General features: G+C 33.9%; 15 protein-coding genes. 6 read left to right on the forward strand and 9 right to left on the reverse strand.

What is annotated here, in order from left to right; genetic code table 11:
* Positions 1-75: 75 nt before the first annotated feature.
* Positions 76-2,271, forward strand: a complete 2,196-nt coding sequence (recQ, locus tag B0A57_RS09005) for a DNA helicase RecQ (protein ID WP_011963365.1) — start codon at positions 76-78, stop codon at positions 2,269-2,271.
* A gap of 669 nt (positions 2,272-2,940) precedes the next feature.
* On the opposite strand, the gene B0A57_RS09010 is transcribed toward recQ, so the two are convergent.
* A complete protein-coding gene (locus tag B0A57_RS09010) occupies positions 2,941-3,180 on the reverse strand; it encodes a hypothetical protein (RefSeq protein WP_011963364.1) in 240 nt (79 codons plus the stop codon).
* Between the two features lie 98 nt (positions 3,181-3,278).
* Here B0A57_RS09010 and B0A57_RS09015 point away from each other — a divergent pair, with 98 nt between their 5' ends.
* From B0A57_RS09015 to B0A57_RS09030, 4 genes are read left to right on the forward strand one after another with little or no spacing between them, the layout of a single operon-like run.
* Positions 3,279-3,530, forward strand: a complete 252-nt coding sequence (locus tag B0A57_RS09015; protein ID WP_011963363.1) for a hypothetical protein — start codon at positions 3,279-3,281, stop codon at positions 3,528-3,530.
* Positions 3,527-3,793 carry a hypothetical protein gene (locus B0A57_RS09020; protein ID WP_011963362.1) on the forward strand — a complete coding sequence of 89 codons (267 nt, stop codon included), beginning with the start codon at positions 3,527-3,529 and terminating at the stop codon, positions 3,791-3,793. Before B0A57_RS09015 ends, B0A57_RS09020 begins: the two co-directional genes overlap by 4 nt.
* A 17-nt stretch (positions 3,794-3,810) precedes the next feature.
* On the forward strand, positions 3,811-5,373 hold the full coding sequence (locus tag B0A57_RS09025) for an NAD(P)/FAD-dependent oxidoreductase (RefSeq protein WP_034099196.1): 1,563 nt from the start codon (positions 3,811-3,813) through the stop codon (positions 5,371-5,373).
* Positions 5,374-5,413: 40 nt separating this feature from the next.
* Positions 5,414-6,211: a mechanosensitive ion channel family protein gene (locus tag B0A57_RS09030; RefSeq protein WP_034099194.1), complete on the forward strand. Its 798-nt coding sequence runs from the start codon at positions 5,414-5,416 to the stop codon at positions 6,209-6,211.
* Positions 6,212-6,236: 25 nt separating this feature from the next.
* Here B0A57_RS09030 and B0A57_RS09035 read toward each other — a convergent pair whose 3' ends face one another.
* Both B0A57_RS09035 and B0A57_RS09040 read right to left on the reverse strand, forming a co-directional pair.
* Positions 6,237-6,596 carry a helix-turn-helix domain-containing protein gene (locus B0A57_RS09035; RefSeq protein WP_011963359.1) on the reverse strand — a complete coding sequence of 120 codons (360 nt, stop codon included), beginning with the start codon at positions 6,594-6,596 and terminating at the stop codon, positions 6,237-6,239.
* 5 nt (positions 6,597-6,601) lie between these two features.
* Positions 6,602-6,895: a type II toxin-antitoxin system HigB family toxin gene (locus tag B0A57_RS09040; RefSeq protein ID WP_011963358.1), complete on the reverse strand. Its 294-nt coding sequence runs from the start codon at positions 6,893-6,895 to the stop codon at positions 6,602-6,604.
* 110 nt (positions 6,896-7,005) lie between these two features.
* Here B0A57_RS09040 and B0A57_RS09045 point away from each other — a divergent pair, with 110 nt between their 5' ends.
* Positions 7,006-7,146, forward strand: a complete 141-nt coding sequence (locus B0A57_RS09045; protein ID WP_162180628.1) for a hypothetical protein — start codon at positions 7,006-7,008, stop codon at positions 7,144-7,146.
* Between the two features lie 295 nt (positions 7,147-7,441).
* Here the strand turns inward: B0A57_RS09045 and B0A57_RS09050 are convergent, their stop codons facing one another.
* The 6 genes from B0A57_RS09050 to B0A57_RS09075 form a co-directional block, all read right to left on the reverse strand.
* On the reverse strand, positions 7,442-7,777 hold the full coding sequence (locus B0A57_RS09050) for a hypothetical protein (RefSeq protein WP_038466159.1): 336 nt from the start codon (positions 7,775-7,777) through the stop codon (positions 7,442-7,444).
* A gap of 172 nt (positions 7,778-7,949) precedes the next feature.
* Positions 7,950-8,624: a hypothetical protein gene (locus tag B0A57_RS09055; RefSeq protein WP_038466162.1), complete on the reverse strand. Its 675-nt coding sequence runs from the start codon at positions 8,622-8,624 to the stop codon at positions 7,950-7,952.
* A gap of 76 nt (positions 8,625-8,700) precedes the next feature.
* Positions 8,701-9,501 (reverse strand): 23S rRNA pseudouridine(2604) synthase RluF, encoded by an 801-nt coding sequence (gene rluF, locus B0A57_RS09060; RefSeq protein WP_011963354.1) that lies wholly within the window; start codon positions 9,499-9,501, stop codon positions 8,701-8,703.
* Positions 9,502-9,736: 235 nt separating this feature from the next.
* Complete coding sequence (locus B0A57_RS09065; RefSeq protein WP_034099181.1) at positions 9,737-10,582, reverse strand: alpha/beta hydrolase; 846 nt, start codon at positions 10,580-10,582, stop codon at positions 9,737-9,739.
* Positions 10,583-10,614: 32 nt separating this feature from the next.
* Complete coding sequence (locus tag B0A57_RS09070; RefSeq protein WP_011963352.1) at positions 10,615-11,394, reverse strand: zinc ribbon domain-containing protein; 780 nt, start codon at positions 11,392-11,394, stop codon at positions 10,615-10,617.
* A gap of 2 nt (positions 11,395-11,396) precedes the next feature.
* Complete coding sequence (locus B0A57_RS09075) at positions 11,397-12,512, reverse strand: Nif3-like dinuclear metal center hexameric protein (protein ID WP_011963351.1); 1,116 nt, start codon at positions 12,510-12,512, stop codon at positions 11,397-11,399.
* Between the last annotated feature and the right edge of the window lie 213 nt (positions 12,513-12,725).

A 12,725-nucleotide genomic window follows, 5' to 3' on the forward strand; every position in this document is an offset into this window, starting at 1 on the left:
TTTAAATTTGTGTATGTAAAAGAAATTTGTATCTTTATGTTCCCGCAAATTTATATAAAATACTATTACTAAAGGATGAATTCACACGAAATTGATATTCACAAGGAATTAAAAAAATATTTTGGTTTTAACCAATTTAAGGGTTTACAAGAGCAGGTAATAAAAAGCATTGTGGCCAAGCATAATTCGTTTGTAATTATGCCTACTGGTGGCGGTAAATCGTTATGTTACCAATTGCCCGCATTAATGCAGGGAGGAACAGCAATCGTTGTTTCGCCACTTATTGCTTTGATGAAAAACCAAGTAGATGCCATAAGAAGTTTGTCTTCTGAGGCAGGAATTGCACATGTTCTTAACTCTTCTCTAACAAAAACCGAAATTGCTCAAGTAAAAAAAGACATATCCTCTGGGCTAACTAAACTGTTGTATGTTGCGCCAGAATCTCTTACAAAAGAAGAATATGTCACTTTTCTTCAAAAAGAAAAAATATCATTTGTAGCCATAGACGAAGCCCATTGTATCTCAGAATGGGGACATGATTTTAGGCCAGAATACAGGAATTTAAAAAACATTATAAAATTACTTGGCGATGTTCCAATTATAGGACTAACAGCCACCGCAACGCCAAAAGTACAGGAAGATATTCTGAAAAATTTAGATATGGCTAATGCCAATACATTTAAAGCATCATTTAATCGACCAAATTTATATTACGAAGTACGCACAAAAACGAAGAATGTCGAATCTGATATTATTCGTTTTATCAAGCAACACAAAGGGAAATCTGGAATTATATATTGTCTAAGCCGTAAAAAAGTAGAAGCCATTGCCCAAGTTTTGCAAGTAAACGGAATCTCGGCAGTGCCTTATCATGCAGGTTTAGATGCAAAAACCAGAGCCAAACACCAAGATATGTTTCTTATGGAAGATGTAGATGTGGTTGTGGCAACAATCGCTTTTGGTATGGGAATAGACAAACCAGATGTTCGTTTTGTAATACACCATGATATTCCAAAATCCCTAGAAAGTTATTATCAAGAAACAGGTCGTGCCGGTCGTGATGGAGGCGAAGGACATTGTTTGGCTTATTATTCCTATAAAGATGTCGAAAAGCTAGAAAAATTCATGTCTGGTAAACCAGTTGCTGAACAAGAAGTTGGTTTTGCATTGTTGCAAGAAGTGGTCGCTTATGCAGAAACTTCGATGTCAAGACGTAAATTCTTATTGCATTATTTTGGAGAAGAATTTGACTCAGAAACAGGCGACGGTTGCGATATGGATGACAATATGCGCAATCCAAAAGCACAAGTTGAAGCCAAAGATCAAGTCGTAAAACTCATAGAAGTTATACGAGATACCAAGCACATATACAAATCGAAAGAAATTGTATATACGCTTATGGGACGAATGAATGCCATGATTAAGGCGCATAAAACAGATGCTCAAAAACTTTTTGGCTGCGGAAAAGCATTCGACGAACGTTACTGGATGGCTGTTCTAAGATTGGCTTTGGTCGGCGGGTTATTGTCAAAAGATATAGAAACTTACGGTATTATTAAAGTAACAGAAAAGGGGTTAGATTTTATAAAAAACCCACAATCCTTTATGATGTCCGAAGATCACGAGTATAGCGAAACCGAAGACGAAGCCATTGTTTCGGCATCAAAAGTATCAGGAACGGCAGACGAAGTTCTAATGTCTATGCTGCGTGATTTGCGTAAAAAAGTAGCTAAAAAACTAGGAGTTCCACCATTTGTAGTTTTTCAAGACCCATCGCTCGAGGATATGGCACTTAAATATCCTATTACTTTAGACGAATTAAGTAATGTACACGGAGTAGGAGAAGGAAAAGCTAAAAAATACGGAAAAGATTTTATAGAACTTATTTCTTCTTACGTAGAAGATAATGAAGTTATGCGTCCAGACGACTTGGTTGTCAAATCTACTGGTGCAAATTCAGTGAACAAACTCTATATTATTCAGAATATAGACAGAAAATTATCGCTCAAAGATATTGCCAAAGCAAAAGGTTTAGATATGAATACTTTGCTTAAAGAAATGGAGCAAATTGTAAATTCGGGTACCAAACTAAACATAAAATATTGGATAGATGAAATGCTAGACGACGATCAGCAAGAAGAAATTCACGATTATTTTATGGAATCAGAATCCGATGATATCGAAGATGCACTCAAAGAATTTGATGGCGATTACGATATTAATGAGCTGCGATTAATGCGAATTAAGTTTATTAGCGAAGTAGCGAATTAACCATAAAGTTGAAAAGTTAAATATTGAAAGTCATAAAGTAAAACAATTGTTCTTTTAGAGCTTATGGCTTTCAAGCTTTTACCGATTTGATCTTGAATGGTTTGTAAGACCAAAACTTCTAATTAAACACCCAAATTAAAAAAGCAAAACTAACTTTAAATTAAACCCTAAAATCCTAATTTCTTAAAAACCGCCGTTGTGCGTTCTAGAAAATATTTATTATAATTTTTTCGTTTTTTTAGGATCTATTTTTTACTGTGATAATTTGAAATTAATATTATTTGGTACTGTTTGGCTATTAATAATGCTTTACAATTATCACCAGAAATAGTATCACCCGAAGCAATTGCGCAACATATCTTGTATGTATAAGTGTCATTTTTGTCAAACAACTATAATTTTGTTTGCATTTGTTGTTAAAGTTTCCTAAACACTATAATTAGGGCTAATAAAATTTCCAGATTTCCCACGTTCAAGATAAATATTAACTCCCGCAATTCCAATATCATTTTGGTTTGTAGCTTTTCTAGTTACATTAATATATAAATTTTGTTTTACATCATTGTTTTTGGTACATTTTATGTTTAAAATAACATTAAAAATTTCTTTACCATAAAATATAAATTTAATTTTTTATCTATTTTATTGCCGATGCACAGCTTTATGAGATTAGACTAAATAAACCTCTCCGCGATGCGGTTTCAAAGCATCTCGAATGGCAATCATATTCTCATCGGTAACAACCATAAAAGCAATGGCATGCATATCGTTTATTACTTCAAAACCTGTAATATTTAAAGGAAATTTTTCGATAACAATATATTCTTTAAGGTGAATTTCGTGGTGTTCGGCAGTTTTTGTTGCCGCTGGGCCACGAAAATCCCAAATTAGTTTTATTTGTCTAGACATATTATAAAGTTTATAAAACGCAAAGTTACAAAGTTTTCCGGTATTAGAAATTGTATATAAAGTATATATTATATATGTTTGTATAAAATATATATCTGATGAAAAAATTAATTGATTTAGATCAAACTACATTAACTAAATTGAAAATGCTTTCTGTTTTTGAGCATTTGAGCGTCAAAGCATTAATAGAAAATGCGGTGTGTACTTATGTTAAAAACAAAGAAAAAGAACGCTTCGATAAACTTACCAATGAAGAAAAAGAAGATTTGGGATTGTTAATGTTAATGCAAGAAGTAGATAGAACAGAATTTGTTTCAAGAGAAGAAATTGTCAAAACCTTGCAATCGTGATAGTTAAATTTAGTAACCCTTTTTTTAAAGATTTATGTAAAATTAAAGATTCGATTCTAAAAAACGATCTGATTCAAGTCATTGTATTGTTCGAAAATTCCGAAAATATTGAAGGTATTTCAAACATAATAAAAATGAAAGGTCAGACAGAAGCATACAGAATGAAAATAGACAAATACAGACTTGGATTTTATTTTGATGGAGCAACTATTAAATTAGGAAGGTTTGCCAAGATAAACGATATTTACAAACTATTTCCGTAAAATTTTTAGAATAAAAAATGCCAAAAGAACTTTTACTTCAAGTTACTCCCGAAATTGCTGCAAATGAAAATTTGCTAAAAGACTATTTATCGAAACAAATAAAAGTTTCTGCAAAAGATGTTCAGCATGTTTCAATTTTAAAACGTTCTATCGATGCACGTCAGAAAGCCATAAAAATAAATTTGAAAGTAAATATTTTCCTTCAGGGAGAAAATTTTGTCGAACAAAAAATTGTGCTTCCAGAATATAAAGAGGTTTCAAACTCGCAAGAAGTAATTGTAGTAGGAGCGGGGCCAGCAGGTCTTTTTGCTGCATTACAATTGATAGAATTGGGTTTAAAACCCATTCTTATAGAACGAGGAAAAGATGTTCGTGGTCGACGCCGAGACCTAAAAGCCATCAATGTAGATCATCTTGTAAATGAAGACTCTAATTATTGTTTTGGAGAAGGTGGCGCAGGAACTTATTCTGACGGAAAACTATACACTCGTTCTAAAAAACGTGGCGATATAGATAGGATTTTGAAGTTGTTAGTCGCATTTGGTGCCACACCAGATATTTTGGTAGAAGCACATCCGCACATAGGAACCAATAAATTACCACAAATTATTCAGGATATTCGAGAAAAAATTATCGAAATGGGCGGAAAAGTCCTTTTCGAAACCCGTGTCACGGATATTTTAGTTAAAAATAATGAAGTACAAGGCGTTGTCATTCAAAACGGAGATACAATTGTTTCTAATAAAATTATATTAGCCACAGGACATTCGGCTCGTGATATTTTCGAATTATTAGATAAGAAGAAAATCTTTATCGAGGCAAAACCTTTTGCATTGGGTGTTCGTGCCGAACATCCACAAAGTTTGATAGATCAGATTCAGTATTCTTGTGATTATCGAGGCGAACATTTGCCGCCAGCACCATATTCTATTGTAAAACAGGTAAATGGTCGGGGTATGTATTCTTTTTGTATGTGTCCCGGTGGGGTAATTGCGCCTTGTGCTACCAGTCCGGGTGAGGTTGTAACCAATGGTTGGTCGCCGTCAAAACGAGATCAAGTGACAGCAAATTCTGGAATTGTTATCGAATTGAAGTTAGAAGATTTTAAACCTTTTGATAAATTTGGCGCTTTGGCTGGAATGGAATTTCAAAAAAGTATCGAGCAAAAAGCATGGCATTTGGCTGGAGAAACTCAAAAAGTTCCAGCACAACGAATGATCGATTTTACACAAAACAAAGTATCTAAAGAAATCCCGAAAACCTCTTATGTGCCAGGAACCACTTCGGTAGAAATGGGTCAGGTTTTTCCAGGTTTTTTATCGCAAATATTGCGTGAAGGCTTTTCGGAATTCGGAAAATCGATGAAGGGTTATTTGACTAATGAAGCCATTTTGCATGCGCCAGAATCTAGAACATCATCGCCAGTTCGAATTCCTAGAGACGAAATAACTTTAGAACATTTGCAAATAAAAGGGTTGTATCCTTGTGGTGAAGGAGCAGGTTATGCTGGCGGAATTATTTCGGCAGCTATAGATGGTGAGAAATGCGCTCTGAAAATAGGGGCGTGTTTGTTGGGATAAAATAGTTTTTATGATCTCTTTTTAAATTTAAAAACAGCAAATGTTAATTACAATAAATAGTATCGTAGCCTACATAGAAAAAAACGGGAATATACTAATTGAGTATTCACCCAAGCTAATTATTGCTTTTTTTATACTTTTTGTAGGTCATTATCTAATTGGTTTTTTTAAGAGAGTTGTTAGTAATGAAGCACGAAAAAAAGCATTCGAGCCTACACTTTCTAAATTCTTAATAGATCTTCTGGTTTGGGTTTTACGGGTTTTACTTTTTGTCACTTTTATCTCTAAATTAGGGATAGAAACGGCTTCTTTTGTGGCTATTATAGGTGCTGCGGGTTTGGCAATTGGATTATCATTGCAAGGTTCGTTGTCTAATTTTGCCGGCGGAATTCTTATTATATTGTTTAAACCATTTGAAGTTGGAGATTCTATAGAAGCGCAAGGTGTTTCGGGAACGGTTCTAGAAATTCAGATCTTTGTAACCAAATTAATTACAGGAAATAACCAAACGATATTTGTGCCCAATGGGAGTTTGTCTAACGGAAACATTATCAATCATTCACTGGAAGGAACACGTCGTGCCGATTTACAAATTTCAGTGTCGTATGATGCCGATTTAAAAAAAGTAAAAGAAATTATTCAAGGTGTTTTAGATGCCAATGATAAAATACTAAAAGACCCAAAACCATCAATCGATGTGATTGCGCTTACTGATGTTTCGGTAAAATTATCGATTCGTCCTTGGGCAGATAATGAGAATTTTTCTTCTGTTTGCTCAGAAACTTTAGAAAGTTGTAAAACCGAATTGCATCTTGCGGGGATTTTTTTTAAAAATTAGTAAATGCTTAGTAAGGCAGTCCTGATTATTTATACGTTTGAATTAGAACATCAGTCGGAATATGTAAGAATTCGTGTAATTTTCTAATCATTTCAAGAGATAATTTTCTTTTGCGATTTAGAATTTCGCTCGCACGACTTTTTAGACCTACAATATTTGCCAAATCATTCTGATTATAACCCATTTGTTCCATTCTGAATTTTATTGCTTCTATTGGGTCTGGTAAATCAATAGGGAAGTGTTCGTTTTCGTATTGGTCTATCAAAATCCCAAGCACTTCAAGTTCATCTCCTTCTGGCGTACCATTTTTTGCATCAAAAATCATATCAAGTCTTTCAAGAGCTTGATTGTAATCTTTCTCTGTTTTTATAGGTTTAATTTCCATAGCTGTTAAATTTCGGTTGCGTTAATTTTGTCATATTCTGAATGCGTTCCAATGAATCGAATCCAAATCATTTGATAATCATAATTTATTTTGACTATCAATCTATAATTGTTTCCTTTTATATTGAAAACAATTCGATTGCCATTCAAAATACTTGCACTTGGATATTCTTGCTTTATTTCATTTGGATTTTTCCATTCCGCCTTATTTGCCTCTTGAAACCAAGCCTTCAATTGTTGCTCACAATCGGCATGGGATTCCCAAAAATCTCGTAATATTTTTTTTGCAATTACCCTCAAGTGATATAATTTTAAACAAAGATAATAAAAAGTTCCCAAAACGGGAAATTATTTAACGTGTTTTAGATGCCAATGATAAGATACTAAAAGACTCAAAACCATCAATCGATGTGATTGCGCTTACTGATGTTTCGGTAAAACTAGCGATTCGTCCTTGGGCAGATAATGAGAATTTTTCGTCAGTTTGCTCAGAAACTTTAGAAAGTTGTAAAACCGAATTGTATAATGTGGGGATTGGTTTTAAAAATTAGGAATGTTTTACCGCTTGGCGAGGTTGTGAACTTCGTAACTGCATATTTTCTGTTAAAGATAAGATTTCTTGCGAAAGATAAACGTGAATTTAGCACTTTTTTCGCCACTGCGCCAAACCGCTGTGGCTGTTGCACAACTTGTAGTTTCGAATTTGATTACAAAATTATCATTATTAGTTGTTTTTAACTAATTGATTTACAGTAGTAATTAAAATTAAAACGCACAAAAAAGTTGATTTTGGATCTTATTTTTAGTTGTGCAACAAGCACCGCTGTTAGCGGCTGGTGTTTGGAGCTATTGTTCGGGATATTTAATAAATGATTTTACTTCTTCATGTAAATCATATATGTCTTTAATAAATTTTGAAGCTGTTGAGTTTCGTTTCCCATATAAAGATTTAGCCAACGAAGCCGTACCTATTTCACTAGAATTTCTAAATCCTGAATAAAATAAATTATTTTTAATTTTTTCTTTTAATGGTAAAAGTTTTTCAGGAACTGACGCATGCAACATGATATTAATTTCAACTTCACATTCTCTTAATCTTTCTTTAGCTGTACCTTTCCCGATACATAGTTTGTAGATAACAGTTGAGCTCTTACTAATAAAATAAATATATCTTGAAGTCATTGTTTTAATATAAAGTTCTGTTACACTTGCCGCTAACGTTTCCTTGCTAGAGCTTGTGGCGGCTTATGGAAAGCTTTTTTTCCATAACCGCCCAAGCGAAGTTATGAAAAGTAAACGAACAATTTACCGAAAAATTAGCCATAAGTTTTAGCAAGTGTTGGCGGGAGTTTTTTTATTTAGTCTTTTTTTTCAATAAAGAAAATACTAGGATGCTAGTCAAACATAGTGCAGCATTTAGAATATAATTATAAATTGGATTATCAAGAATTATTGGGATAAAAGAAAACATTTTCGCGTATACCCAACAAATTCCATACAGAAAAGGTTCAACTATAATAATGATTCCAATCGATTCCCAAAATTTTGTTTTCTTATCCAAAAGTCCAATAAATGGAAGAATCACCATAAGTACTATAAAAAGCCAACTAGAGGAAATAAAATGCCAAAAATAATCTCTCGTTTTTAGTTTAATTGAAGCAATAATTGGTTTTGTTGCTGGTTTTCCAATTGGTTTTATGATAGGTTTTTCAGATTCTATGTCATTTTTGAATTCAATGCTTGTAAGAAAATCAAAAGCTTTATCCTTCCATGTTAAATGATTAACAATATTTTCTCTTAAAATAAATAATTTCTTTTTTTCTGCATCGGATAGCGTGGTATCCTTTATAATTTTATTTATACCCTCTATTTGTTCAATTTTGTTTCCATTGTTATAAGAGAAGCTGAAGCTTAGTAAGTTATCTAGTAGAATAACTAGAATAACAGCAATTAAGAATAAAATTACTTTGTGCGGTAGTTTTTTTGTCTTATCGGTGAAAAAATGAAATATTGAGTTTAAAAGATCCAAGATTTAAAATTTAATATTAATTGCTACGTTTCCGCTAAAATTACTGCCAACTTGTGAATTTGTCTGATAATTACATTTATTTTTTAAACCTCAAATCATCCCGTTTTATAAACTCGATTCTTCTTTTTGGTGCTTCTACTTTAGGGAAACTGGCTTCTTCGGTTTTGCTAGACGGTTCGATAAGGTTGTTTAGTTCTGTGATTTCGGCATCGGTCAAATCTCGGTAACGACCCACGGGAATATCTAACGAGATATTGATGATTCGAATTCTTTTTAGCGATGTTACTTCGTAACCTAAATATTCGCACATGCGACGAATTTGTCGGTTTAAGCCTTGTGTTAATACGATTTTGAAAGTGGTTTTGCTTATTTGTTCGACTTTGCATTTTTTAGTAACGGTATCTAAAATGGGGATGCCGTTGCTCATTTTTTGAATGAATCTGTCGGTAATTAGCTTGTTTACTGTTACGGTATATTCTTTTTCGTGGTTGTTTCTGGCTCGCAGGATTTTGTTTACAATATCACCATCGTTAGTCATAAAAATTAGTCCTTCGCTGGCTTTGTCTAATCGTCCTATTGGGAAAATTCGTTTGGGATAATTGATAAAATCGACAATATTGTAGCGTACGTCTAAGTTTGTCGTGCATTCTATTCCTACTGGTTTGTTGAAGGCTAGATATACTGGTTTTTCGGTTTTTTCTCGAACTAATTTTCCGTCAACTCGTACTTCGTCGTGATGTGAGACTTTTGTTCCCATTTCTGGAACAATACCGTTTATTGTAATACGGCCTTCGTCTAGCAATTTGTCGGCTTCACGGCGGGAACAATGGCCTGTTTCTGATAGAAATTTGTTAATGCGGGTTAAGTTTTCTTCCATTTTGCAAAGATAAGGATTTCTTGGGTGAGTTTTTTTCTTTTTTCTTTCAAGATTTCTTGTTCTTTATTTAGGGTTGGTTTTTAAAATAAAGTTTGTACTGCGAATACCGAATCTTGTATTGCAAATATGCGATTGGTTTGCTAATATAGCCCTGATGGAGTGAAAATCCTTGCCATTTTTCTTGGCAAGATTGTAGCGAGAGCAGGAAATTAGATTGCTAGAAATACCTGAATGATTACGCTTCAAATAGAAATTGATAAATGGTTTGGTTTAATTTGTTGTCGTGCATGCTGTGGCCTAGTTTTTGGGTTGTTATGAATTGTGCGTTTTTCCAAGCGGTGGCAATTTTTTTTGCTTCGGTAAAAGCGATGACTTCATCGTGAATGTCATGGGCGATGATGCCTGGAATGGTGGTGTTTTTTAAGAATTTTTGGCTTGTAAATTGGTTAGTGTTTATGTTAAATCGTTGTTGGATGTAGGTTTTTATGAGTTGGCTCATTGTGGTGTTTAGTCCTAATAGGTTGGTGTAGTTTTGTATTAAAACATTGAAATCTGATGGGGAGCCTAATAGTATCATTTTTTCGAGATGGTTTTGTGGGTAATTGTACTGATAGTAGGCGCAGGCGAATGCCCCCATTGAGTGTCCGATGATGAATTTGGGTTGGGTTGTTTTAGAGATTGTGTTGATGAATTGTGCGTATGTGGGAATGTTGAATTCTTTGCCGCTACTTAGTCCGTGTGCTGGTGCATCTATGGCTATGATGGTGCTTCCTGATTTTAGGAGTAGCCGGATTAGTTTTTCCCAGCGTGCGGCATTGCTTTGCCAACCGTGAATTAATAGTATTTTATTTTCGTTGCCTTGCCAGGTGTAGGTTTGAAAATGATGTTGGTCGTGGCTAATGGTTTTTTTTGTGGCTTCTTGTAGGATTTGTGGTAGGTTGTCTGGCGATAATTTGCCTTTTCGGGGTTGGCTAAAATGTTTGTAAGCTATTGCTAATGCCTTGTTTGGCATGGTGTAGCTTAGTAGGTTGATGTAAAATCCGATAGATTTTGTGAGTATAAGTGTTAGTTTTTTTTTCATAAAAAAAGCCTTCGTTTAGAAGGCTTAATGTATTACATTTTGGCGAATAATCGCTCCATTTTTTCTCTTTCTTCTTCGGCTAGTGTGCTGTCTACTAAAATTCTTCCACTGTGTTCGTCTGTGATTACTTTTTTGCGTGAAGCGATTTCCATTTGAATTTGTGGTGGAATGGTAAAGAATGATCCTGCTGATGCGCCTCTTTCTATAGAAACTACTGCTAGACCGTTTCTTACGCTAGATCGAATTCTTTTGTAAGCGATTAGCAAACGTTCTTCAATTTTTGCTTCGTATTCTAATGATTGTTGCGATAGGAATGTTTCTTCTTTTTCAGTTTCGGACATGATTGCCTCTAGTTCTGATTTTTTGTGTTTCAGGTGATTAGATTTTGCTTCTAATCTTTCTTTAGATTGATTGTACACTTCTTTTTTGTGCTCGATAGAAGCTTTCATTTCTTTGATGTGCTTCTCAGAGAGTTGAATTTCTAATTCTTGGTATTCTACTTCTTTTGTTAAAGAGTTAAATTCTCTGTTGTTGCGAACGCTATCTTGTTGTTTTGTGTATTTTTTTATCGATTCTTTGTGCTCATCAATAGCATTTTTCTTTTCTTTGATTTTTTCGTCCATAGACTCTAAATCAACTTTTAGTTTTTCTAAACGAGTGCTTAATCCTGCTACTTCATCTTCTAAATCTTCCACTTCTAGTGGTAATTCGCCTCTTACATTTCTAATTTCGTCAATACGAGTGTCGATTAACTGTAAATCGTATAACGCTCTTAACTTCTCTTCAACGTTCAATTCTTTTGTAGCTGCCATATTTATAAGTACTTAACTGGATTTGTATTTTCTTCTGATAAAATGATTCCACCAAAAGCCGAATCGGGTGCAAAATTAATGTTTTTTTTCGTAAGATAATCAAATATATAGTTTTTTGTGTATCGTTCGCTTTCAAAATGGCCAATGTCGGCTAAAAGTAACTGGTTTTCAGCTTCGTAAAACTGGTGGTATTTTAAATCGGCGGTCAAAAAAGCATCGGCTCCAGCCATAATTGCGTTTTTAATTGCAAAACTTCCTGCTCCGCCTAAAACGGCTACTTTTTTTATTTTTTTATTGAGAAATGTGCTGTGACGAATGCCACCGCACTGCATTTTAGTTTTTACGAATCCTAGAAAGTCTTTCTCAGTCATTTCGGTTTCTAATTCGCCAACCATTCCTAAGCCTATGTTTTGATGCGAATTTTGTAAATTGTAAATTTCGTAAGCTACTTCTTCATATATATGAGTCGCAAATAAGGCGGTTAGGATTTTGTTTTGCAAATGTTTTTCGAAAATTACTTCTATTTTTATTTCGTTGGTTTTTGTTAGTTCTCCTTTATTTCCTACTAATGGATTGCTGTTTTCGTTGCCTTGATAGGTGCTAAAGCCTTCGGAATTGAAACTACAATTGTTATAATTTCCTATTGCGCCTGCGCCTGCTTGTTGCATGGCGGTGCGTATTGTATCTGCGTTTTCTGGAATGGTATAAGTAACTAATTTTTGTATAAAATTTTGTTTTGGTATTAAAACCTGGGTGTCTTTTATTCCTAAAGTGTTACAAATAATTTTGTTTACACCTTGCTGATGGTTGTCTAAAGCGGTGTGAACTGCATAAATGGCGATGTCGTTTTTTATGGCTTTTATAACAGCTCGCTCTACATAATTTTTGCCTGTAATTTTTTTTAATCCTGAAAATAAAATAGGATGAAAGCAAACTATAAGATTGCATTTTTTAGCAATAGCCTCATCGATGACTATTTCTAGTGCGTCGTGGCAAACTAAAACGCCTGTTGCTTGGTTGTTCGAATCTCCAACAAGCAAGCCTACATTGTCAAAATCTTCTGCGTAGGCGAGGGGTGCGATTTCTTCAAGGAGGGAAAGAATTTCTTTTATTTTCATGGTAGTTTTTCGATTATTTTCGATTGTAAATTTACAACTTTAGAAATAAAAACAGTTTAAAATAATCGTTCTCTATAATTCCTATTTTTTATTCTTTAACCACATAGCGATATCGTTTTATAAATTTTAAGTAGGATGTTTCGTTTTAGTATAATAAAAAAACACAAACTTTTGAGCTAAAAATTAGTTTGTATAACCCGTTGGGTGTAATTA

The sequence above is a fragment of the Flavobacterium psychrophilum DSM 3660 = ATCC 49418 genome, assembly GCF_002217405.1.
Classification (GTDB): Bacteria; Bacteroidota; Bacteroidia; order Flavobacteriales; family Flavobacteriaceae; genus Flavobacterium; species Flavobacterium psychrophilum.

Excerpts from the sequence above, each read along its gene's own strand:
- recQ (WP_011963365.1), top strand. The coding sequence starts at position 76 with ATGAATTCACACGAAATTGATATTCACAAGGAATTAAAAAAATATTTT.
- B0A57_RS09010 (WP_011963364.1), bottom strand. The coding sequence starts at position 3,180 with ATGTCTAGACAAATAAAACTAATTTGGGATTTTCGTGGCCCAGCGGCA.
- B0A57_RS09015 (WP_011963363.1), top strand. The coding sequence starts at position 3,279 with ATGAAAAAATTAATTGATTTAGATCAAACTACATTAACTAAATTGAAA.
- B0A57_RS09025 (WP_034099196.1), top strand. The coding sequence starts at position 3,811 with ATGCCAAAAGAACTTTTACTTCAAGTTACTCCCGAAATTGCTGCAAAT.
- B0A57_RS09030 (WP_034099194.1), top strand. The coding sequence starts at position 5,414 with ATGTTAATTACAATAAATAGTATCGTAGCCTACATAGAAAAAAACGGG.
- B0A57_RS09035 (WP_011963359.1), bottom strand. The coding sequence starts at position 6,596 with ATGGAAATTAAACCTATAAAAACAGAGAAAGATTACAATCAAGCTCTT.
- B0A57_RS09050 (WP_038466159.1), bottom strand. The coding sequence starts at position 7,777 with ATGACTTCAAGATATATTTATTTTATTAGTAAGAGCTCAACTGTTATC.
- rluF (WP_011963354.1), bottom strand. The coding sequence starts at position 9,501 with ATGGAAGAAAACTTAACCCGCATTAACAAATTTCTATCAGAAACAGGC.
- B0A57_RS09065 (WP_034099181.1), bottom strand. The coding sequence starts at position 10,582 with ATGAAAAAAAAACTAACACTTATACTCACAAAATCTATCGGATTTTAC.
- B0A57_RS09070 (WP_011963352.1), bottom strand. The coding sequence starts at position 11,394 with ATGGCAGCTACAAAAGAATTGAACGTTGAAGAGAAGTTAAGAGCGTTA.
- B0A57_RS09075 (WP_011963351.1), bottom strand. The coding sequence starts at position 12,512 with ATGAAAATAAAAGAAATTCTTTCCCTCCTTGAAGAAATCGCACCCCTC.